This window comes from Pseudomonas oryzihabitans, from assembly GCF_007665395.1.
Taxonomy (GTDB): domain Bacteria; phylum Pseudomonadota; class Gammaproteobacteria; order Pseudomonadales; family Pseudomonadaceae; genus Chryseomonas; species Chryseomonas psychrotolerans_C.
The window spans coordinates 133,962-155,022 of the sequence record NZ_VDND01000003.1; the positions used below are offsets into that span (position 1 = coordinate 133,962).

The window sequence follows — 21,061 nt, forward strand, 5'->3', positions numbered from 1 at the left end:
TCACTCCTGCGTAGGGTGGAAAACCGCGCAGCGTTTTCCACGAAAGCGATGCTTGGAAGAGGGCGACCCGTATGAAAAGACACAACGCCCTGCACCTGCGTGGCGTCGGCAAGACCTTCGATGGCTTCCAGGCGCTGCAGCAGGCGGATTTCCTGGTGCGCTGGGGCGAGGTGCATGCGCTGCTCGGCGAGAACGGCGCGGGCAAGTCGACGCTGATGAACATCGCCGCCGGTCTCTATGCGCCGGAGACGGGTGAGCTCCTGGTGGACGATAACCCGGTACGGCTGCGCGGGCCGGCGGACGCCGCGCGCTTGCGCATCGGCATGGTCCACCAGCACTTCAAGCTGGTGCGGCCCTTCAGCGTCGCCGAGAACGTGTTGCTCGGCCTGCCGGCGGAGGAGGGTAGCCATCGGCGGCGCCTGGCCGAGATCAGCGAGCGCATCCGCCAGCAGGCGGCCGCCCTGGGCTTCGCCATCCGCCCGGAGCAGCGCGTGGCGGAACTGTCCATCGCCGAGCAGCAGCGGGTGGAGATCCTCAAGGTGCTGTTGGCCGGGGCGCGCATTCTCATCCTCGACGAACCCACCGCGGTGCTCACCGATGGCGAGGGCGAGCGGCTGCTGCAGACCCTGCGTGCCCTGGCGGCCGAGGGCGCGGCGGTGGTGTTGGTCACCCATCGCATGCAGGACGCCCTGACCTACGCCGACCGCCTCACGGTGATGCGTGGCGGTCGCACCCTGCGCAGCCTGGACCCCGCCGAGGTATCGGTGGACGAACTGGTACGCCTCACCGTGGGTGACGCCCAACCCCTGGCCGATACCCCCCGCCGCGCGGCCGGGGCGCCGCTGCTGACGGTACGCGGCCTGCGCACCCCGGAGCGCGGCGGCCGGCGCGCCCTGGATGGCATCGACCTGGAGCTGCGCGCCGGCGAGATCTACGGCATCGCCGGGGTCGGCGGCAACGGCCAGGGCGAATTGGCCGATGTGCTGATGGGCCTGCCGCAGCCCTACGAGGGCGAGGTCCGGCTGGCGGGCTTCGGCGAGCTGGGCACCACGGCCAGTGCCGGGCGCCGCGACCTGCGCATCGCTGCCATTCCCGCCGACCGCTACGGCAGCGCCCTGGCCGGGTCCCTGTCGGTGGCCGACAACTTCGCCATCGGCGCGGTGCACAGCGGTCGCTTCGGTGGCTTCGCCAGGCTGGATAGACGCGCCCAGGAGGCGGCGACCCAGGCGGCGGTGGCGCAGTTCGATGTCCAGGGCGTGCGTTCGGTACGGCAGAAGGCGGCGCTGCTGTCGGGCGGCAACGCCCAGAAGCTGGTGATCGCCCGGGAATTCGGCCGCGAACCGCGCCTGGTGTTGGCCCACAGCCCCAGTCGTGGCCTCGACGTGCGCGCCGGTGCCGAGGTGCAGGCGCGCCTGCTGGCCGCCCGCGAGGCCGGCGCCGCGGTGTTGTTGATCAGCGAAGACCTGGACGAGGTACTGGCCCTCGCCGACCGCATCGGGGTGATGAGCGCCGGGCGCCTCGTCGCCGAATTCCAGCGACCCGCCGATCGCCAGGCGATCGGCCATGCCATGGTGAATCATGCTTGAACCCCTGAGTGCTCCGCTGCCCGAGGTCCAGCCGCGACCACGGCAACCGCTGTTCAGCCGTCGCTACACCCTGGAGATCCGCCAGCAGCTGGCCTGGCCCTGGCAGGCGCTGATCCTGGGTCTGGCATTGCTGCTCGGCCTGGGCCTGTCGGCCGCCATCCTGGTCCTGGCCGGGGTGCCGGCCGGCGAGTTGCTCAACGAATTCGTGGTCGCCACCCTGTTCGATGCCCAGAGTCTGCAGGCCACCCTGTTCCAGGCCGCGCCGGTGATCCTGGTGGGCCTGGCCGGTTGCCTGGCCTTTCGCGCGCGCTTCTGGAACCTGGGCCTGGAAGGCCAGATGATCTGGGGCGCCATCGGCGCCACGGCGGTGTCGCTGTTCGAGATCGGTCCGGAGGCCCTGCGCCTGCCGCTGATGCTGGTGGCGGCGCTGCTTGGCGGCCTGCTCTGGGCGCTGGCGCCCTTGCTGCTCAAGCTGCGCCTGGGGGTGAACGAGATCATCGCCTCGCTGATGCTCAACTACATCGCCGCCAACTTCCTGCTGCACCTGGTGTTCGGCCCCTGGAAGGACCCGCGCGACGCCTTTCCCTATTCGCCGCTGTTCCGCCCCTTCGAGCGGCTGCCGGAGTTGCTGCCCGGGCTGAGCCTGGCGGTGCCCCTGGCGCTGCTGGTGGCGGTGCTGGCCTGGTGGTTCGTGGCGGTGAGTCGCGCCGGGCTCTACCTGAGATTCGTCGACGCCAATCCACGGGTGGCCGGCGCCGTGGGCGTGCCGGTGCGCGCCACCATCCTCGCCACGGTGCTGGCCTCCGGCGCCCTGGCCGGGCTGGCCGGCTTCGTGGTGGCGGCCGGGCAGGAGGGGCGGCTGACCCAGTCCTTCTACCAGGGCTACGGCTTCTCCGGGATCCTGATCGCCTTCCTGGCGCGCAACAACCCGCTGGCCGCCGCCGTGGTGGCCTTCCTGGTGGCGACCCTGTTCGTCGCCGGGCGCAACCTGCAGGTGTTCTACCAGATCCCCTTCGCCATGGTGCAGCTGATCCAGGCACTGATCGTCATCTGCGTGGCCTCTTCGGACTTCTTCATCCGCCATCGGCTCAGACGCAGCCAGGGAGGTGCCGCTTGAACCTGCTCGCCAGCTGGCTGGGTAACGTACCCGACTTCGCCGTGCCCTACGCCCTGGCGGCGCTGGGGCTGATCCTCACCGAGCGCTCCGGGGTGCTGGCCCTGCATGCCGAGGGCCTGATGCTGGTCGGCGCCCTGTTCGGCATCGGCGCGCAACTGGCCCTGGGCAATGCCGGCCTGGCGCTGCTGGCGGCCATGGGCGCGGCGGCGCTGGTCTCGCTGCTGTTCGCGGTCATGGTGATCTGGCTGCGCATCAACCAGGTGATCGCCGGCCTGACCCTGGTGTTCTTCTGCCAGGGCCTCACCGGCCTGCTCGGCACGGTCTGGGGCTGGACCAACCAACCGGTGGCCGGCCTGCCGGCGCTGGCACTCTGGCCGCTGTCCGAGCTGCCGCTGGTGGGGCGGCTGTTCCAGCAGAACCTGCTGGTCTACCTGACCCCGCTGATCTTCCTCGCGGTGATCGCCTGGCTGGAACGGACCACCCCCGGCCTGCGCCTGCGGGCGGTGGGCGAGAATCCCCAGGCGGCCGATGCCGCCGGTCTCTCGGTGGCCGGCTACCGGTTGCTGGCGGTCCTGGCCGGCGCGGCGCTGGTGGGCCTGGCCGGCGGCTACATCGCCGTGCTCAGCACCAAGCTGTGGATCGCCGACATGACCGGTGGCCGTGGCTGGATCGCCGTGGCCCTGGTGATCTTCGCCCGCTGGTCGCCCTGGCGCGCCCTGGCCGGGGCGCTGCTGTTCGGCTGCATCGAGGCGCTGATTCCGCAACTAGCCGCCGCCGGGGTGCGGCTGTCGCAATACTTCATCCTGATGGCGCCCTATGCCGTCACCCTGGGCGTGATGATCTGGGTCGCCCTGGCCGGGCGTGACCGCCTGAGCCAGCCCGGCGCACTGGGCGAAGCCTATGTCCGCGAGGAGCGTCGATGAACCTGCGTGCTTTCGTCTATGAGGAACCCCGGCTGCTGACGCGGGCGGACTTCGCCGATTACCTGGATCCGAGCACCACCGCGGTGCTGTCCATCGACCTGCACCGCGGTCACCTGGACGCCTCGCCGGAGTGCCCCTGCCCGGCGCCGCGCGCCCGTGACCTGGTGGCGCCGGTGGACGCCTTCCACCGCCAGGCCCGCGCCCTGGGCGTGCGTATCGTCCATGTGAAGTCGGTACTGCGCGCCACTGGCGCCGACGACCTGGGCGGTATTCCTGCGGCCTGGCGACGGACCTTTCCACTGCACGTCGGGCCGATTCCCAATGCCGACGCCCATGCCCTGGAAGGCTCGCCCTGGACCGAATTGCTCACCGAGGTCCTGCCCGAGGATCTGCGGGTGGAGAACAAGCGGCGGCTGTCGGCCTTCTATCCCACCGACCTGGACTTCCTGCTGCGCAACCAGCGCATCACCACCGTGGTGCTGGACGGCGGCTTCACCGACTGCTGCGTGCTCAACACCGCCTTCGACGCCAGCAACCGGACCTATCGAGTGATCGTCCTGCGCGACCTGGTACGGGGCACCGACGAAGGCCTGGAGCGGGCAGCGCTGAGCATGGTCTCCCTGCACCTGGGGCTGGTGATGGAATCCCAGGACCTGCTCACGGCCTGGGGCGCTGGCGACGTCCCCTGACGGCGGCCTGTTGGGCTTCGACGTTGGAGCCGTCTCAACCCAACCTACGCGGCTCTTGTAGGTTGGCGCTGAGCGCAGCGAAGCCCAACGGTGCCCTGGATCGAGCTCCAGCTGTTGGGCTTCGACGATGGAGCCGTCTCAACCAACCTACACGGCTCTTGTAGGTTGGTGCTGAGCGCAGCGAAGCCGAACGGTGCCTGGCTCGAGGCCGGTCTGTTGGGCTTCGACGATGGAGCCGTCTCAGCCCAAGCTACGCGGCTCTTGTAGGTTGGCGCTGAGCGCAGCGAAGCCCAACGGTGCCCTGGATCGAGGCCCGGCTGTTGGGCTTCGACGATGGAGCCGTCTCAGCACCAACCTACTCGGCTCTTGTAGGTTGGCGCTGAGCGCAGCGAAGCCCAACGGTGCCAGGGGTCTGGCTCCGGCTGTTGGGCTTCGACGATGGGGCCGTCTCAGCGCCAACCTACGCGGTTTTTGGAGGTTGGTGCTGAGCGCAGCGAAGCCCAACGCTGCCTGGCTCGAGGCTGGTCTATTGGGCTTGGTCGGTTGGCGCGAAGCCCGACGCCTCAAGGACCCTGCTGCACCAGGCGGAAGGCACGGAAGCGTTCCTTGAGGTTTCCAGGCCGCGCGCCGCGCCAGATTTCCTGCCAGGTCCCGGGCACCGTCACCGGTTCGTGCCATTCGTCCTGGACCACCAGCAGCTGACAAGGCAACTGGCGCAGGTTGGCCTGTTCCAGCGGCGGGTAGCCGGCATAGACGTGCAGCATGGAGCGCTCCGATTCGCCCAGGCCGTAGGTGGCGACGCAATCGGTGGATGGCAGCGTCTGCCGCAACTCAGTGAAGGGCTGGGCATAGCTGTTGCCCAGGTCGACCCAGGGCAGCCAGAGGGTATTGGCCAGGGTCCAGCTTATCGTCAGGCCGACGAACCAGGCACTGGCGGGTGCCAGCCTGGCGCGCAGCCCAAGCGCCAGACCCCAGGCGGCGAGGGCGAGCAGGGCGACCGTCCAGGCCACCGGGCTCAGGGTGAGGGGCTCCGTCACCGGCAGATGATCGCGGACCAGGGCAGGCCAGGGCAGCGGCCACCCCAGCGCCAGGCCGATCCCGCCCAGGGCCAGCAAGGCGATGACCGGTGTCCAGAACACCAGGCTGGCATCGCGCCCGAGGCGGGCGATGGCCGGCGGTGGTTCCAGCCGCGCGGCCAGCAGCGCCAGGGCAGGGAATAGCGGCAGCAGGTAGAGGCTGCGGAAGACCGCCGACTTGAGCAGCACCCCCAGGCAGACCAGGGCGTAGAGCACTACCGTGGCCAGGCCCGGATGACGGCCCAGCCGCTTCAGGGGGCTGCCGCCGCGGCGATACAGTTGCCAGAGGGTGGCGCCGAGCAGGATCAAGCCGGTGGGAAAGGACAGCGCCGCCAGGTCCGCCAGGCTGGAGACCAGGCCATCGGTGTCGCTGTTGCGCGCTTCCAGGCCGAAGAAGCGGCCGATATTGTTGGTCCACAGCCAGGTGTGGAAGAGGTCGGGCGCCTGGCGCCAGAGCAGCAGGGGCCAGATCAGGAGCCAGGGCAGGGCGGCGAGGAAGGCGGCGGTCACCCAGCGGCGACCCTCGGGTTCGACCAGGCGCCGTGGCCAGCAGAGCGCGCAGAGTCCGCCGGTGAGACCCAGTACTCCCGGCACCAGCAGGCCCTTGCTCATGAAGGCGATACCCAGGCCGCTGCCGAACAACAGGCCACGCCGCCAGGGCTTCTGGCCATCGTGGAGGTAGGCGGCGAGACCGGCCAGGCCCAGGGTGGCGCCCGTCAACTGGGGCACGTCGGCGATCAGCAGATGGCTGTGCTGTACCACGCCGAGCATGCCCAGCAGGGTCAGCAGCGCCTGGCGTACACGACCGGGCAGCAGCTGTTGGGTCAGCCAGGCCAGCGCCGTCAGGGTCACCAGCATCCAGCCCAGCACCGCCAGCCGCGCGCCGTCCGGTGCGTCCAGCCAGGGGGAAAACAGCCGGGCGGCGAGGGCCCCGGTCCAGTACATCAGCGGCGGCTTTTCCATGAAGGGCGCCGTGCCGACCCGCGGGATCAGCCAGTCCGGGGTGGTGAGGAAATTCCATACCATGCCGAAGGAATAGGGCTCGTCGGCCTTCCACAACCCCCGGCCGAACAGCCCGGCGAGCAGGTAGGCGGCCAGGCAGCCGAGCAGCAGCGTCCGCTCCAGCTGTGCGGCTCTGGGGGAAGCGGGGGAGGAAGAGGGGAGCACGGCAGGGACTCTTGGCGGAATCCCGCCGGTATACGGGATTTGGCTTAGAGGGGGCTTAAGAGGTTAGCGGGGGGCGATCGCGGCCATGGGCCGCTCCTACAGGCTTGGGTTGGGTCTGTAGGAGCGGCCCATGGCCGCGATGGCTCTTGGTATCTTGGCTGGTTATTGAGGTCTGTTGATAGCTCTTGTTTCGCCTGGCCGGCGACTTACTTTTCTTTGCTTGTGCGAAGAAAAGTAAGCAAAAGAAAGCACACCCCAACAGTTCGGCCCTCCGCTCCGGTGCCGTGGCGGAGGCACGGCACGAAGGGGCATCCTGCCCCTCGCGCCTTGCTCGGCGTCCTGCCTCGCAACCCTCGCCACGACACCGGAACTCGGCCTCACTGACGGGGACGGGGTGCCAGCCTGAAATTTAGAGAGCGCTTGCAAAGAGACCATCACGATTCGTAGCGTGGAAAACCGCACAGCGTTTTCCACAGGTGGGCAATCAAGCCATCAGTGGACAAGGCTGCGCCGTTGTCCACGCTACGGGCTGTTCATGACTCTTCAACCAACACTTTCAGGTTAGCAAATCGCCCCGTTCAGGAGGGCGAACGCCAGCGTCGTGGAGTGGGTCGAGCCGCATGGATGCGGCGAGAGGCCCAGTGGGCCATGGACGGCCCATCTGGACCGACCCCGGAACGGCGCTGGCGTGAGCGGACCTGGAGCGAAGCGGAAGGCCGGATGGTCGGGGCAAGCGTTTTTGCTTACTTTTTTCGCGACTGAAAAAAGTGAGTCGCCCGGGTGGGCGAAACAAAAACCATCCGAGCACTCGATAATCAGCTAAGACACCTAATGCCCAAGCCGTTGGGCTTCGCTGCGCTCAACCCAACCTACGAGAGCAGGCGCCTCACGTCAGATGCTTCAACCTTTCCACCAACTGCGCGTGCAGCGCCGGATCACCACAGGCCAGGATGGCGCCGCCCTGCTGGGCGTCACCACCGTCCCAGGCGGTCATGCGGCCGCCGGCGCCTTCGATGATGGGGATCAGCGCCTGGACGTCGTAGGGCTGCAGGCCCGCCTCGATGATGACGTCGACGAAACCCGAGGCCAGCATGCAGTAGGCGTAGCAGTCGCCGCCGAAGCGGGCCAGCTGCACCTCGGCGGCCACGGCGTCGAAGGCGGCCAGGCGTTCGGGGGTGTCGAAGATGTCGCGGCTGGTGCACATCAGCCGGGCCTGGGCGAGGCTGGCGCAGGGACGGGTACGCAGCGGCACGCCGTTGCGCCAGGCGCCGGCCGGGGTGCCCAGGTAGCGCTCGCCGGTGAAGGGCTGGTTCATCACCCCGATCAGCGGGCGGCTGCCGTCGTTGAGCGCCACCAGGGTGCCCCACAGCGGCAGGCCGGTGATGAAGGCGCGGGTGCCGTCGATGGGGTCGAGCACCCAGCTCAGGGGGCTGCTGCCGGCGACGTTTTCCTCTTCCTCGCCGAGGATGCCGTGATCCGGATGCTCGGCCTGGATGAGTTCGCGCATGGCCCGTTCGGCGGCCTTGTCGGCAATGGTCACCGGGTCGTAGCGGCGGCCGGCGACGGCGGCATCGCCCTTGTCGTCCACCGCCAGCTGGGCGCGGAAGTAGGGCTGGATGGCCACCGCGGCGGCGTCGGCCAGGCGTTCGGCGAAGCGTTCGTAGTAGGAGATCTCGGCAGCGCTCAGGCTCATGCTCATTTCACCAGGCGCGCGTCGAGGCTGTTCTGCGCCAGGCGCCGGGCCTGCTCCTGGGTCATGCCCAGGCCGTCGTGCAGGGCCATGAAGTTCTCGGTGACATAGCCGCCGAAGTAGGCCGGGTCGTCGGAGTTGACCGTGACCTTGAGGCCGCGGTCGAGCATCTTGAGGATGGTGTGCTGGCTCATGTCGTCGAACACGCAGAGCTTGGTGTTGGACAGCGGGCAGACGGTGAGCGGGATCTGCTGGTCGATCAGCCGCGCCATCAGGCGCTCGTCCTCGAAGGCGCGCACGCCGTGGTCGATGCGCACCACGCCGAGCTGGTCCAGGGCCTCCCAGATGTACTCCGGCGGACCCTCCTCGCCGGCGTGGGCCACGGCCGGGAAACCCTCGGCACGGGCGCGGGCGAAGACGCGCTTGAACTTGCTCGGCGGATGGCCCTGCTCGGAGCTGTCCAGGCCGACGGCGATGAAGTGCTCGCGGAACGGCAGCGCCTGGTCCAGGGTGGCCTGGGCGGCGTCCTCGGAAAGGTGGCGCAGGAAGCTGAGGATCAATCCGCTGGTCACGCCCAGCTGCTGCTCGCCGTCGGTCAGCGCCTGGGTGATGCCGCGTACCACCACCTCGAAGGGAATGCCGCGATCGGTGTGGGTCTGGGGATCGAAGAAGGGCTCGGTGTGGATGACGTTCTGCTCCTTGCACTTGAGCAGATAGGCCCAGGTCAGGTCGTAGAAGTCCTGTTCGGTGCGCAGCACGTCGGCACCGGCGTAGTAGAGGTCGAGGAATTCCTGCAGGTTGCCGAAGTTGTAGGCGGCGCGCAGGGCCTCGACATCGCCCCAGGGCAGGGCGACACCGTGGCGCTCGGCCAGCTTGAACAGCAGCTCGGGCTCCAGGGTGCCTTCCAGGTGCAGGTGCAGTTCGGCCTTGGGCAGGGCATTGAGCCAGTCGTACATGGAAACCTCGATATCGCCTAATGTGAATAAAGCAGTGGACAATTGTCGCACGCTTTGCCGGCGCAATCGCAGCCCTCCAGGTTCCCCCTGGCCGATGTACGGTGGCTTCGGTGGTCAGAAATTCCCAGCATTCCACGCTTTGGGCCAGCAAATGGCCATAACCCCTGCAATGGGTCTGGATCTGACTACAATCGGGACGCATGGCTTCAAACACCAGGCGTGAGGTATCCGTGCAGACCGTTCAGGATTACGTTGGCGGCAAGAACAACAATCTCAATCTGATTCGCATGATCGCGGCCCTCGCCGTGGTCTTCAGCCACAGTTTCGCCATCTCCAGCGGCACCGCCACGGCGGAGCCGGGACGCGAGAGCCTGGGTATGACCCTGGGCGACATCGCGGTCGACATCTTCTTCATCACCAGCGGTTTCCTGGTCACCAAGAGCCTGCTGAGTCGCGCCGACATCATCGACTTCGTCTGGGGCCGCGCCCTGCGGGTAGTGCCGGGATTGCTGGTGATGCTGGTGCTGACGGTGCTCGGCCTGGGCGCCTGGATGACCCGGGCGCCCTTGCAGGATTACCTGAGCGATCCCCAGACCTGGTTTTACCTGTTCAAGAACACCGGCCTGATCGCCGGCGCCGAATTCGACCTTCCCGGGCTGTTCGAGGGCAATCCGCTGCAGACCGTGGTCAACGGCTCGCTGTGGACGCTGCCCTTCGAGGTCGGGATGTATGGCGCCCTGGCGCTGCTCTGGCTGTTCGTCCTCTGGCTGCGCTTGGACAGCCGCCACTTCCAGCGCGCCATCCTGCTGTTCGCCGCGGGTGCCGCCCTGTTCAAGCTGTTCGCCCACTACTTCTTCGCCAGCGAATCGCACCTGTTGCGGCTGTTCCAGATGTTCTTCCTGGGCGGCGCCTTCTATGTGCTGCGCGGCTACATCCCGCTGTCACGGGCGGCCTTCGTCGCCGCCGTGGCGCTGCTGGCCGTGGCCACGCCCGACCGCGACAGCTTCTTCCTGGTCTACAACCTGGTGCTGGGCTACGTGCTGCTCTACCTCGCCTTCGTCCCGGCCGGCCGCATCCGCGCCTTCAACGAGGTGGGCGACTATTCCTATGGCCTCTACATCTACTCCTTCCCGGTGCAGCAGACCCTGGCGGCGGTGATCCCGGGCATCGAGACCTGGACCATGGTGATCCTCTCCATCGGCATCACCCTGCCGCTGGCGGTGGTGTCCTGGTACTTGGTGGAGCGCCACGCGCTGGGCTATCGCCAGGCCTGCGCGACCGGGACCAGGGCGGTATGGAGCCGCCTGGTGCCGACCTCGCGGTTAGGGTAGGGCAGGCGGCACGGGACCCCGTGGGCCGACGCCGGTCGAAGCTCTCGTCGTCCCACGCTTCGCCCACGCGGCCATCGGCGAATGCGCGCGTCCGTTCGCGCCGCGCTAGATCGACAGGCGCAGCAGCTCAAGGGTCCTCTGCATGACCTGCGCATGAGCCTGGGCACCACCGGCTTCCTGCTCGATGCGCCCCAGCTCGGCTGAGGCCTCCACCACCAGGCTGGCGCGATCGTAGTGACGACCGGCATAGGCGCTCAGGGCGCCCGCCAGGGAATGGCGCCGCGCCAGTTCCTCGGCCAGGATGATCGCGCCTTCCATGGCGATGCCGGCGCCCGAGGCCAGTTGCGGCGTGGTGGCGTGGACCGTGTCGCCCAGCAGGACCAGCCGTCCGCGGTGCCAGGGAGCGGGGATCATGTGGCCGGCCAGGGGACGATAGAGCAGCTGAGGGTCGAGTAGGCTCCCGTCCAGTAGGCCACTGCGGATATCGGCCAATTCCCCGCTGAAGGGCGTCAGGAGTTCGGCGAGAATCTCCGGCCAGACCGCGGGCGGAATGAATACCTGCCCGTCGCGTCGCTCCAGCAGGTAAAGGTAGCAGTGATTCGGGCTGATGGGGTTGACCCCGGCCTTGATCCGGTCACTCAGGTACATGGTGGAGTTCTCGTGCAGTCGCGGCACGATGAGCCGCCAGCAGCCCTGGCCGGTGAATACCGGGCCGGCGAAGTCCGGTAGCACCAGGCGGCGTAGTGCGGAGTTGACGCCGTCGGCGCCTATCACCAGATCGTAGCGACGCTCACTGCCATCGCTGAATAATACGTCCACGCCATCCGCGTCTTGGGTAAGACGTTCGAAGCTGATGCCGAGCCGGACGGTGGCACCCGCGGCGCGGGTGGCGGTGGCGAGAATGTCGGCCAGCACCGGGCGCGGGATGCCGGCCGCGCTGGGCAGGTCCTCGGCGCCGACCGCCGGCGCGAGGGGTACGGTGCGGAGCAACTCGCCCTGGGCGTCGCGCAGATCGATGGCGCGCCACCAGCCGCCGCGGCGCAAGACCTCGTCCACCACGCCGATCTCGCGCAGTGCGCGCAGGCTGGGTCCGCTGATGGTGATGCCGGCGCCGTCCGGCGCCCAGGCGGGATTGATCTCGACCAGTTCCACCGCGATGCCCTGCTTGCGCAACTGGATCGCGGCGCTCATGCCGCCGATCCCGCCACCGACGATCAGCGCGTTCTCGATAAGAGCCATGATGCTTCTCCTGTGGATCAGGCGACGACGCCACCCAGCCGTTCGGCCAGCCAGTCGGCGATGAGATTGCCGGCGTTGTTGGGGTTGTCCAAGGAGCTGTGCTCGACCCCCCCTTCGCGCGCGGTGAACACCAACAGTTCCCGGTCCGGGCTATTCACCAGTTGGTCATAGGTACGCTGGGCGTAGTGCAGCGGAATCTGCCGGTCGTGCTCGCCATGGGTGACCAGGAAGGGCACCCGGATACGATCCAGGATGCCGTCCAGGTGCATGGCTTCGGCCTTGGTCAGGAAGTCGTCGAGATCCTTGGCGCCGAAGACCCATTGCACGTGCTGCCAGTAGTGGGGCACCGGATTCTCTCCCTCACGGCGCCGCCGCGCCTGCTGCACGGCACGCCAGTCGTGATTGGCGCCCCAGACCGCGCCACAGGCGAAGCGCGGTTCGAAGGCTACCGCCCGTGGGCAGTAGTAGCCGCCCAGGGAGACGCCGAGGGCGCCGATGCGCTTCGCGTCCACTTCCGGATGGTCTTCCAGCCAGTCGACGATGGGCGAGGCCCAGGCTTCGCTGTCGAAGCGCGCCGGCAAGCCGTGCAGGCGCAGCGCCTCGCCGGTCCCCGGCTGGTCGACGAACAGGGCAGACAGCCCGCGCTGGGGGAAATGCCGTCCCATGACGCTCTTCTGCAGCATCTCCTTGGTGCTGTCGAGGCCGTTCATGACCACCACGATGGGTGCCTTGGCACCAGGCGGCAGGCCCTCGGCGCGTACGTACAGGGCGCTGAGGTGCGTGTCGCCATAGGGAATCTCCACGCGCTGGCAATTCTCCCGCCCGAGTTGCCGGGAGCGTTCGAACAACTCCAGCGAGCGCTGGTACAGCGCCAGGCGATGCGCGAAGCCATGGGCTTGCATCCGCTCGGCGATGCCGTAATAGAGGGCCGCACGACCCAGCTTTTCACCTGCAGATAGGCGGCGCCCGCGTGCAAGATCGTCTTCGGAAAGCTGCACCAGACGGTCGCCACCATCTTTCCAGGCCGCATAGAAGGCCTCGGTACCGGGATCGTCACCGCCCAGGGCGGCATCGCGCAGCGGCGCGCACATGGCGTCCACTTCACCGATGTTGCCGCCATGGGTCAGGGCGATCATCGTCGAGAGACTCCAGACATAGTTGGAGGGGAAGTACTGGAACATGGGATGGACCTCGTGCAGGCGAGACTAGGAAGAGAGGGGCGACTCGCGTTCGGGGACGGGCAGCTCGGCGGCTATCCAGACCACCCCCGCGGCGTCCACTCGCGCAGGAACCGCGGTCAGGTAACGACCGACGCATGGGCCGGCGAAGCACAGGCCGCTACGTAATTCGAAGTGCGCCGAATGGGCGTAGCAGACGATGTGCTGGCCGTCCGCCGAGAGGAAACGGTCGCGCTGGTACTCCAGCGGGCGGTGGTTGTGCGGGCAGTCGTTGAGCCAGACGAACACCTCGTCGCCGCGGCGGATGGCGAACACCCGATCGTGGCGACCTTCGCGCAGCAGGCCGCGGGCGCCCTGATCGGGTAGCTCGTCGCGATGACAGAGACGGCGTTCGTTGACCATCTCCTTGCCTCACTCGCCCGGCGCCCATTTGTCACGGCCCTCGAAGAGGAACACCTGGGAATTTTCCGCGCCGGGGTCCATGGCCCGCGGTACCCAGCTGTCGTCGTGGTGGTCCATGTCGGCGTCGAACTCCATGGCCGCGCCGAAGGGGCTGTTGAAGTACCAGAAGAAGTTGCTGCCCATGACGTGGCGGCCCGGTCCCCAGAAGCTCTGGTAGCCCTTTTGCTGGAAGCGCCAGCCCTGTTGCAGAACCTCGCTGGCCGAGCCGAAATGGAAGGTGAAGTGGTTGCAGCCGACCATGTGGGCGTTGTGGCTCTGTAGCATGAACAGGGTGTGGTGTTCCTGGGTGCCGGCAGGCCGCAGGAAGGGCCCGAGATCGTTGAAGCGATCGGTGACCACGAAGCCCAGGCGCAGATAAAAGGCCTCGGCCTGGGCGGCATCCTCGACGAAATAGACCACGTGGGACAGCGAGCGCGGCTTGATCTCCGCGGCGGGGTCCGCGGCGCAGTCGTTGGGCGCCCGTCCCGGCGCCTGGCCGGGTACGTTGAAGCCCAGGTAGGGGGCCTGGATCGGCTGGCGCCTGGACAGCTGAAAGGCGATGGCGAAGCCTGAGTCATCCAGGCAGTGCAGGCTGCCGTCGTCGCTGACACGGACCTCGCGATCGGTCCCGAGCAGATCATGCAGGGCCGCCAGGGTGGCCTGGTCGGCCACGCCGTAGTGGGTCTCGCGCAGACAAGGCGAGTGGGCGCCAGGTGGCAGCGGCGGCAGGCCGGGATGGTCGCTATGGCGGACGATCACCCCGGTGCCGTCCAGGGCGAGATAGGTACCGCCGACCGCGGGATCGTAGTCCTGGGCGTCCAGACCGTAGTCCAGCAGATACTGGTGAGCGGCAGCCAGGTCCTCGACGCCGAACGTCAGGTATTCGAGACCGGTGATATGCATGGCGATGTCTCCAGGGGCAGCCTGGCAGAACGGCCAGGCGAGCGGGCAGGAAAACCCGGCGGCAAGCTCAGGGCGGGCCGGGGGGCTCTGGATCGAGTTGGGCGAGTTAGGTGCGCAGTGACGGCGCACCAAAGGTTCAGGGCGGCGATGCACCCATGACGGAGGAGGCGGGCGCGAGGCGGAGCGAAAGGCGCTGGAACATGGCGTTGTCTCGATGTAGTTCTTGTTCTGAGTGCCTTGGCAGGTGTGGCCAGGACTGTTTTCAAGAAACTACGCAGCGCCGAGTCATTCGAGAAATTTTAATTTGGCATACGAAGCATCCGTTTGGTGGATGCCTCTCGACGATTCAATCGCCGAGGCGTACCTCGGGTAGGGCGGCGGCGCTTTCGGCGATCAGCTCGCGCAGCCAGTTCAGTCCGGGGTCGTGTTGCTGGTGACGGTTCCATTGCATCGCCATCACCAAGGGGGGCGCATCCCAGGGTATCGGCAGGATCCTGAGCGGCAATTCGCGGGCGCATTGTTCGGCCAGGCGCAGGTGGATGGTGGCGACGCGGCGGGTACCGGGCAGGAAGGTCGGCATCTTGCTGAAGGCATTGGTGATGACTTCCACGCGGCGCTCGAAGTTGTAGCGATTGAGAAACCATTCATCCACGGACGGGATGCGCTGTTGCCCCCAGCGGGCCAGCACGTGGCCCAGTTGCTTGTATTGCTCGAAGGAAAGGCTTTCGCCCACCTCGGGATGGTCCTGGCAGACCATGCAGACGAAGCTGTCCTCGAATAGGATCTGGCTGGGGTGCTCCTCGGTCAGGTGGGTAGTGGGGAGCACCAGCAGATCGACATGGCCACGCTCGATCATCTCCCGCGGATTGTCGTTGGGCGGGATCATCTCCAGGCTGGCATGCGGGGCGAGTTCGTTGAGGCGCCGGCTGACCTGCGGCAGCAGCACGGTACTAATGTAGTCCGAGGCCATCAGCACGAATTTGCGCTGTGCCTGTGCCGGATCGAACTGGTGGCGGTTGTCCAGGGTTGAACGCATCTGGATCAGCAGGTCGCGGATCGGTTGGCTGAGCGCTTCGCCCTTGGGCGTGCGGACCATCTTGCGCCCGTTCTGTACCAGCAATTCGTCCTGGAAGTACTCGCGCAGCCGGGCGAGGGCGGCGCTGGTGGCTGGTTGGCTGAGAAACAGCCGCTCGCCAGCGCGGGTGATGTTCTGCTCGACCAGTAGTGCATCGAGCACCACCAGCAGATTCAGATCCAGACCATAGAAACGCATGGGCTACTCCTGGCTCCGGTGCGGTCCGGGGCTGTTGTTGTGGGGGCGGGGCGCCAGGGACCAATCCAGCGCGCTTATGCCTCGTATGTCAACAAACGATTTCTCAAATACCTGCGGGCTGCATACCGTCGAATCACAGCCGCGGTCACCGCGGACGACAACAAGAATTCGGGAGCTACCCATGACGCCGTTCCGTCTCTCGCGACCCCTCGGCAGGTCCTTCGCCGCACGCCATCCCCGCCCCGTCCGAGCGACCGCGCAGCCTCGCTAGACCACCGTCGCCCCGGCGACCTCCTGCCGTGTCGTGGCCCCCGCGCCCGACGTCCGGCCCAGCATGAGACCTCAGCATGGCAAGCAATCCCCTCAAGGGCTGGCAGGTCGATCGCGCCAGCATCCAGTTCATCGGCCGCGACCTGCAGCGCCCGGAATGCATCATCGCCCAACCCGACGGCACCCTGTGGAGCGCCGATGCCCGCGGTGGCGTGATGCGCATCGATCCGGACGGCAGCCAGCAACTGCTGGCGCCGAGCGCCACGGACAGCGCCCCGGTGGACTTCCAGCAGCGCTACGTGCAGTCCCAGGGCGCCTCGCTGCCCAATGGCCTGGCGCTCACCGCGGACGGCGACTTCATCATCTGCAACTGGGGGCTGGACCGCATCGAGCGCCTCGATCGTCGGGGCCGCCTGACGGTGCTGCACGACCACCTCGAGGGTCGGCCGCTGGGCAAGACCAACTTCCCGCTACGCGACTCCCGTGGGCGGATCTGGTTCACCGTCACCACAACCCAGCAGCCCTGGACCGATTCCATCAACTCGGGGGTGCTGGATGGCTACATCGGCGTGATCGACGAACAGGGCATCCGCATTGTCGCCGAGGGCTTCGGCGGCACCAACGAGATCCGCTTCGACGATCGCGAAGAGTGGCTCTATGTGGTGGAGAGCAACGTCAGGCGCATTTCCCGGCTGCGGCTGCGTCCCGATGGCTCGCTGGGCGAGCGCGAGGTGTACGGCCCCGCCGAGCTGGAGGGTTTCCCGGATGGGTTCGCCTTCGATGCCTACGGCAACCTCTGGGTGACCCTGGTGATGAGCGACAAGCTGATCGCCCTGACCCCCGAGGGCGAGGTGCTGACGCTGCTCGACGACGGCGATCCCCAGGCCACCGCGCGTCTCAATCGGCACTACGCCGACAAGACCCTGACCCCCGACATCATGCAGGCCGCGCGCGGCACCCTGGCGCCCTGGCTGGCCAGCCTCACCTTTGGCGGGCCCGACCTGCGTACCGTCTACCTCGGCAGCCTGCAGGGCACCCGCATTCCCTATTTCCGCGCGCCGGTGGCGGGTCAGCCGCTGATTCACTGGCGCTAGTTTTCCTCACCTCTCCGAATAGGAGCTGCACATGATCCGGCAACTCAAACAGGGCCGTCCCGCCGCGGCGAAGGCCGAGCTGAACGCCCAGGTCCGTACCACCGTGGAAGAAATTCTCGGCGCCATCGAACAACGCGGGGATGCCGCCCTGCGCGACTACTCCGAACGCTTCGACAAGTGGGCCCCGGAGGATTTCCGCCTCTCGGCCGAACAGATCCAGGCCTGTATCGACAGCCTCTCGCCTCAGGCCATCGCCGACATCGAATTCGCTCAAGCGCAGATCCGTCGCTTCGCCCAGGTGCAATTGTTGTCGCTGCGCGATGTGGAGGTGGAGACCCTTCCTGGCGTGGTGCTGGGGCATCGCAACATTCCGGTCAATTCCGTGGGTTGCTACATCCCCGGGGGCAAGTATCCGCTGCTGGCCTCGGCGCACATGAGCGTCCTCACCGCCAAGGTGGCCGGGGTCAAGCGAGTGATCGCCTGCGCGCCGCCCTTCGCCGGCAAGCCCTCTCCGGAGATCGTCGCCGCCATGGCCCTGGCCGGTGCCGATGAGATCTATGTGATGGGGGGCGTACAGGGGGTGGCGGCCATGGCGCTTGGCACGGAAAGCATCCTACCGGTAGACATGCTGGTCGGGCCGGGCAACGCCTACGTCGCCGAAGCCAAGCGCCAGCTCTATGGCCGCGTCGGCATCGATCTCTTTGCCGGTCCCACCGAGACCCTGGTGATCTGCGACGACAGCGTGGACGCCGAGCTGGTGGCGGTAGATCTGCTCGGGCAGGCCGAGCACGGTCCCACCTCGCCGGCGGTCTGCCTCACCCGCAGCGCCCGCATCGCCGAGGAACTGCCAGCGGCCATCGAGCAGGTGCTCGCCCGCTTGGATACCGCGCCCATCGCCAGCCAGGCCTGGCGGGACTACGGCGAGATCATCCTGTGCGACACCGACGAGGAGTTGCTCGCCGAATCCGAACGGATCTGTTCCGAGCACGTGCAGGTCATGACCCGCGACCCGGACTGGTTCCTCGCGCGCATGACCAACTACGGCGGGCTCTTCCTCGGCCATCGCACCAACGTGGCCTATGGCGACAAGGTGATAGGCACCAACCACACGCTGCCGACCCAGGGCGCGGGGCGCTACACCGGCGGGCTCTGGGTCGGCAAGTTCATCAAGACCCATACCTACCAGCGCATCCTTACCGATGCCGCCAGCGTCGCCATCGGCGAGGTGTGTTCGCGGCTCTGCGCCCTGGAGCATTTCTCCGGGCACAAGGAGCAGGCGGACATTCGCGTGCGCCGGCTGGGAGCTCGTCCGTGAGCGGCCAGCCCCTGGCCGGGCGGGTGGCGGTGGTCACCGGCGGCGCGGGCGGGCTGGGTTCGGCGATCTGCCGCGCCCTGGCCGCCGCGGGTGCCGCGGTGGTGGTCGGCTATCACGCCTCCGCCGAGGCCGCGCACCGGTTGGCGGCCGAATTGCCGGCCGCCGAGCTGGCCCATGCCGCCATGCCGCTGCCCGTCACCGACAGCACCGCCCTGGTCGAGCAGGCTACGATTATCGAGCGCACCTATGGCCGCTGCGACGTGCTGGTGAACAATGCCGGTACTACCCGCTTCGTCGCCCACGCCGATCTGGACGGCCTGGACGATGCGCTGTTCGATCGCATCTTCGCCACCAACGTGCGCGGCGCCCTGGCCATGGTACGGACGCTGCGGCCCTTGCTGGAGCGTGAGGGCAGCGGCCTGGTCGTCAACATCAGCTCCATCGCGGCGCGCACGGCCATGGGCAGCAACCTGGCCTACTGCGCGTCCAAGGCGGCGCTGGACAACCTGACCCTGTCCCTGGCGCGGGCCCTGGCTCCGCGTATCCGTGTGGTAGGGGTTGCCCCGGGCCTGGCCGACACCGAATTCGTCGCCGGCCTGGACCGCGCCTGGCGCGACGAACAGGCCGCCCGCACACCGCTACAGCGGCTGGCCCGGGCCGAGGAGGTGGCGGCAGCGGTCCTGGCCCTGGCCACCCAACTGACCTTCACCACTGGCGCCGTCATCCCCGTGGATGGCGGTCGCCCGCTCGCCTAGGAGGGATGCCATGAACACTTTCGCCCTTGCACAACGGCGCATCCCCCGTGGCGGCCTGCTCGAACTCATCAAGATGGCGGCTTGCCCCACCTCAACGGAGATTGCCCCATGAAATTCGCCTCGCTCAAGGACGGTAGCCGCGACGGTCGGCTGCTGGTGGTCTCGCGTGATCTGCGCCGGGCGGTGATCGCCCCGGCATTGATGCCGCGGCTGCAGACCGTGCTGGAAGACTGGGAGGCCTGTGCACCCCGGCTCGAAGCGCTCTATGCCGAACTCAACGCCGGCCGCGTCGCGGAGGCCTTCGCCTTCGATCCTCGGGCGGTCATGGCGCCCCTGCCGCGGGCCTACCAATGGGCCGACGCCTCGGCGTTCCTTTCCCACGGCAACCTCATGGAACGGGCCTATGACCTGAATATCAAGAAGGACGCGGGTGTCCCCATCCTCTATCAGGGCAGCGGCGACGATTTCTACGGCCCCTGCGACGACTATCCGGTGCCCGGCGAAGACCAGCACATCGATTTCGAGGGCGAGGTGGCCGTGGTCCTGGACGACGTGCCGCTGGGCGTCCAGCCCGCCGCCGCCGCCAGCCACATCCGCCTGCTGATGTTGCTCAACGACGTCAGCCTGCGCGCCCATCTGTTCAAGGAAATCAGCATCGGCTTCGGGCCGCTGCGGGCCAAGCCGAGCACGGTGTTCGCGCCGGTCGCCATCACTCCGGATGAGCTGGGCGACGCCTGGCGCGACGGCCGGGTGCAGCTGCCGCTGCGCGTGGAGCTCAATGGCGAGCGCTTCGGCGAACCCCATGGTGGCGAGATGGACTTCAGCTTTCCCGAGCTGGTGATGCACCTGGCGCGCACCCGCCGGTTGCGCGCCGGGACCGTGCTCGGCTCGGGCACCTTTTCCAACCGCGACTATCGTCGCACGGGCTCGGCCTGCCTGGCCGAGCAGCGCGCCATCGAGAAGCTCGAGCAGGGCGAGTCGCGCACGCCGTTCCTGAGCTTCGGTGATCGGCTGAGATTTGAGATGTTCGGCCTCGATGGCCAGAGCCTGTTCGGCGCCATCGACCACCAATTCGTCGCGGCGCCGCTGCCGTCGGAGGTGTGAGATGCATGTCCTCGTGACCGGTGCCGGCGGTTTCGTCGGCCAGTGCCTGGTCCGTCGCCTGCTGGAGGATGCCGAGGCCTTGCCCTGGACGCGCCTGACCTTGCTGGACGTCCAATTGCCCAGCGTGCCGAACGATCCGCGGGTCCATTCGCTCACGGGCAGCCTGGCCGAGCCGAACGTGCTAGCCGCAGCGCTCACCCACCCGGCCGCGGTGGTGTTCCACCTGGCCAGCGTGCCCGGCGGGCTGGCCGAACGGGACTACACCCTGGGCCGCCGGGTCAACCTGGATGCCACCCTGGCCCTGTTCGAAGGTCTGCAAAGGCATACCCGGCCGCCGCGGGTGGTGTTCGCCAGCACCATCGCCGTCTACGGCCGCCTGTCGATGACGCCCATGGACGAGACGGCACCGCTGCGCCCGCAACTGAGCTACGGCACCCAGAAGCTGATCGGCGAGCTGCTGCTGGAGGACTTTTCCCGGCGTGGCGGCCTGGACGGCATCGCCCTGCGTCTGCCCGGCATCGTGGCACGGCCGCCGCAGCCGTCCGGCCTGCTGTCGGCCTTCATGAGCGACCTGTTCTGGCGGCTGCGCGATGGCGAAGCCTTCGTCTGCCCCGTCGCGGCGGAAGGTACCGCCTGGTGGATGTCGGCGGTGCGCTGCGTCGACAACCTGCTGCACGCCGCACGCGTGCCCAGCACGGCGCTGGCCGAGCGCCGCGCGGTGACGCTGCCGGTGCTACACCTGAGTTTCGCGGCGGTGGTGGACGGGCTGTGCGCCCGCTTCGGCGCCGACCGTCGACAACTGGTCAGCTATCGCCCCGATCCCGATTTGGAGCGAGCCTTCGCCCGCTATCCCGCGCTGGCTACCCCTGAGGCCGAGGCTCTGGGCTTTAAGCACGATGGCGACCTGGCCAGCTTGATCGAACGCACCCTGGACGGCTGATGCCATCTGCCCCG

At 67.8% G+C, this 21,061-nt stretch carries 18 protein-coding genes; 10 read left to right on the forward strand and 8 right to left on the reverse strand.

Going from position 1 to position 21,061, the window contains the following annotated elements; all coding sequences use genetic code 11:
• Window positions 1–71 precede the first annotated feature (71 nt).
• Genes FSV73_RS08185 through FSV73_RS08200 form a run of 4 tightly spaced genes read left to right on the forward strand, consistent with a single transcriptional unit; the run spans window position 72 to window position 4,315 of the window.
• Window positions 72–1,586, forward strand: a complete 1,515-nt coding sequence (locus FSV73_RS08185) for an ABC transporter ATP-binding protein (protein ID WP_145006566.1) — start codon at window positions 72–74, stop codon at window positions 1,584–1,586.
• A complete protein-coding gene (locus tag FSV73_RS08190) occupies window positions 1,579–2,703 on the forward strand; it encodes an ABC transporter permease (protein WP_145006568.1) in 1,125 nt (374 codons plus the stop codon). The genes FSV73_RS08185 and FSV73_RS08190 overlap by 8 nt, the downstream gene beginning before the upstream one ends.
• Window positions 2,700–3,626 carry an ABC transporter permease gene (locus FSV73_RS08195; RefSeq protein WP_145006571.1) on the forward strand — a complete coding sequence of 309 codons (927 nt, stop codon included), beginning with the start codon at window positions 2,700–2,702 and terminating at the stop codon, window positions 3,624–3,626. The genes FSV73_RS08190 and FSV73_RS08195 overlap by 4 nt, the downstream gene beginning before the upstream one ends.
• Window positions 3,623–4,315 carry a cysteine hydrolase family protein gene (locus tag FSV73_RS08200; protein WP_222119441.1) on the forward strand — a complete coding sequence of 231 codons (693 nt, stop codon included), beginning with the start codon at window positions 3,623–3,625 and terminating at the stop codon, window positions 4,313–4,315. Before FSV73_RS08195 ends, FSV73_RS08200 begins: the two co-directional genes overlap by 4 nt.
• A 563-nt stretch (window positions 4,316–4,878) precedes the next feature.
• On the opposite strand, the gene FSV73_RS08205 is transcribed toward FSV73_RS08200, so the two are convergent.
• The 3 genes from FSV73_RS08205 to FSV73_RS08220 all read right to left on the reverse strand — a co-directional run bounded on the left by FSV73_RS08205 (window position 4,879) and on the right by FSV73_RS08220 (window position 9,204).
• Window positions 4,879–6,558, reverse strand: coding sequence for an ArnT family glycosyltransferase (locus FSV73_RS08205; RefSeq protein WP_186309187.1), 1,680 nt, complete (start codon window positions 6,556–6,558; stop codon window positions 4,879–4,881).
• Window positions 6,559–7,444: 886 nt separating this feature from the next.
• The gene (gene hisN / locus FSV73_RS08215; RefSeq protein ID WP_145006577.1) at window positions 7,445–8,251 is read right to left on the reverse strand and encodes a histidinol-phosphatase; all 807 of its coding nucleotides are present in this window, start codon (window positions 8,249–8,251) and stop codon (window positions 7,445–7,447) included.
• A 2-nt stretch (window positions 8,252–8,253) separates the two neighbouring features.
• Entirely contained in the window at window positions 8,254–9,204 is a 951-nt protein-coding gene (locus FSV73_RS08220) for an adenosine deaminase (RefSeq protein WP_145006580.1), read from the reverse strand.
• A 230-nt stretch (window positions 9,205–9,434) separates the two neighbouring features.
• Here FSV73_RS08220 and FSV73_RS08225 point away from each other — a divergent pair, with 230 nt between their 5' ends.
• A complete protein-coding gene (locus FSV73_RS08225; protein ID WP_260856044.1) occupies window positions 9,435–10,535 on the forward strand; it encodes an acyltransferase family protein in 1,101 nt (366 codons plus the stop codon).
• A gap of 105 nt (window positions 10,536–10,640) precedes the next feature.
• On the opposite strand, the gene FSV73_RS08230 is transcribed toward FSV73_RS08225, so the two are convergent.
• From FSV73_RS08230 to FSV73_RS08250, 5 genes are all read right to left on the reverse strand, one after another.
• Window positions 10,641–11,774, reverse strand: coding sequence for an FAD-dependent oxidoreductase (locus tag FSV73_RS08230; protein ID WP_145006585.1), 1,134 nt, complete (start codon window positions 11,772–11,774; stop codon window positions 10,641–10,643).
• A 17-nt stretch (window positions 11,775–11,791) separates the two neighbouring features.
• Window positions 11,792–12,955: an alpha/beta hydrolase family protein gene (locus tag FSV73_RS08235; RefSeq protein ID WP_145006588.1), complete on the reverse strand. Its 1,164-nt coding sequence runs from the start codon at window positions 12,953–12,955 to the stop codon at window positions 11,792–11,794.
• A gap of 24 nt (window positions 12,956–12,979) precedes the next feature.
• Entirely contained in the window at window positions 12,980–13,354 is a 375-nt protein-coding gene (locus FSV73_RS08240; RefSeq protein WP_145006590.1) for a Rieske (2Fe-2S) protein, read from the reverse strand.
• A gap of 9 nt (window positions 13,355–13,363) precedes the next feature.
• Window positions 13,364–14,296: a VOC family protein gene (locus tag FSV73_RS08245; RefSeq protein WP_145006593.1), complete on the reverse strand. Its 933-nt coding sequence runs from the start codon at window positions 14,294–14,296 to the stop codon at window positions 13,364–13,366.
• Between the two features lie 346 nt (window positions 14,297–14,642).
• On the reverse strand, window positions 14,643–15,569 hold the full coding sequence (locus tag FSV73_RS08250) for a LysR family transcriptional regulator (RefSeq protein ID WP_145006597.1): 927 nt from the start codon (window positions 15,567–15,569) through the stop codon (window positions 14,643–14,645).
• A gap of 347 nt (window positions 15,570–15,916) precedes the next feature.
• On the opposite strand from FSV73_RS08250, the gene FSV73_RS08255 reads away from it, so the two are divergent.
• The 5 genes from FSV73_RS08255 (at window position 15,917) to FSV73_RS08275 (ending at window position 21,047) form a co-directional block, all read left to right on the forward strand.
• On the forward strand, window positions 15,917–16,933 hold the full coding sequence (locus FSV73_RS08255; protein WP_145006600.1) for an SMP-30/gluconolactonase/LRE family protein: 1,017 nt from the start codon (window positions 15,917–15,919) through the stop codon (window positions 16,931–16,933).
• A 31-nt stretch (window positions 16,934–16,964) separates the two neighbouring features.
• Window positions 16,965–18,248 (forward strand): histidinol dehydrogenase, encoded by a 1,284-nt coding sequence (hisD, locus tag FSV73_RS08260; RefSeq protein WP_145006603.1) that lies wholly within the window; start codon window positions 16,965–16,967, stop codon window positions 18,246–18,248.
• Window positions 18,245–19,003: an SDR family NAD(P)-dependent oxidoreductase gene (locus tag FSV73_RS08265; RefSeq protein WP_222119442.1), complete on the forward strand. Its 759-nt coding sequence runs from the start codon at window positions 18,245–18,247 to the stop codon at window positions 19,001–19,003. The genes hisD and FSV73_RS08265 overlap by 4 nt, the downstream gene beginning before the upstream one ends.
• A gap of 108 nt (window positions 19,004–19,111) precedes the next feature.
• Window positions 19,112–20,107 (forward strand): fumarylacetoacetate hydrolase family protein, encoded by a 996-nt coding sequence (locus FSV73_RS08270; RefSeq protein WP_145006606.1) that lies wholly within the window; start codon window positions 19,112–19,114, stop codon window positions 20,105–20,107.
• Window position 20,108: 1 nt separating this feature from the next.
• Window positions 20,109–21,047 carry an NAD-dependent epimerase/dehydratase family protein gene (locus FSV73_RS08275; RefSeq protein WP_145006609.1) on the forward strand — a complete coding sequence of 313 codons (939 nt, stop codon included), beginning with the start codon at window positions 20,109–20,111 and terminating at the stop codon, window positions 21,045–21,047.
• The last annotated feature ends 14 nt before the right edge of the window (window positions 21,048–21,061 follow it).

Bases quoted from the DNA above. Each gene is read 5' to 3' on its own strand.
- FSV73_RS08185 (WP_145006566.1), top strand. From the start codon at position 72: ATGAAAAGACACAACGCCCTGCACCTGCGTGGCGTCGGCAAGACCTTC.
- FSV73_RS08190 (WP_145006568.1), top strand. From the start codon at position 1,579: ATGCTTGAACCCCTGAGTGCTCCGCTGCCCGAGGTCCAGCCGCGACCA.
- FSV73_RS08200 (WP_222119441.1), top strand. From the start codon at position 3,623: ATGAACCTGCGTGCTTTCGTCTATGAGGAACCCCGGCTGCTGACGCGG.
- hisN (WP_145006577.1), bottom strand. From the start codon at position 8,251: ATGAGCCTGAGCGCTGCCGAGATCTCCTACTACGAACGCTTCGCCGAA.
- FSV73_RS08220 (WP_145006580.1), bottom strand. From the start codon at position 9,204: ATGTACGACTGGCTCAATGCCCTGCCCAAGGCCGAACTGCACCTGCAC.
- FSV73_RS08230 (WP_145006585.1), bottom strand. From the start codon at position 11,774: ATGGCTCTTATCGAGAACGCGCTGATCGTCGGTGGCGGGATCGGCGGC.
- FSV73_RS08235 (WP_145006588.1), bottom strand. From the start codon at position 12,955: ATGTTCCAGTACTTCCCCTCCAACTATGTCTGGAGTCTCTCGACGATG.
- FSV73_RS08240 (WP_145006590.1), bottom strand. From the start codon at position 13,354: ATGGTCAACGAACGCCGTCTCTGTCATCGCGACGAGCTACCCGATCAG.
- FSV73_RS08245 (WP_145006593.1), bottom strand. From the start codon at position 14,296: ATGCATATCACCGGTCTCGAATACCTGACGTTCGGCGTCGAGGACCTG.
- FSV73_RS08250 (WP_145006597.1), bottom strand. From the start codon at position 15,569: ATGCGTTTCTATGGTCTGGATCTGAATCTGCTGGTGGTGCTCGATGCA.
- FSV73_RS08255 (WP_145006600.1), top strand. From the start codon at position 15,917: ATGGCAAGCAATCCCCTCAAGGGCTGGCAGGTCGATCGCGCCAGCATC.
- hisD (WP_145006603.1), top strand. From the start codon at position 16,965: ATGATCCGGCAACTCAAACAGGGCCGTCCCGCCGCGGCGAAGGCCGAG.
- FSV73_RS08270 (WP_145006606.1), top strand. From the start codon at position 19,112: ATGAAATTCGCCTCGCTCAAGGACGGTAGCCGCGACGGTCGGCTGCTG.
- FSV73_RS08275 (WP_145006609.1), top strand. From the start codon at position 20,109: ATGCATGTCCTCGTGACCGGTGCCGGCGGTTTCGTCGGCCAGTGCCTG.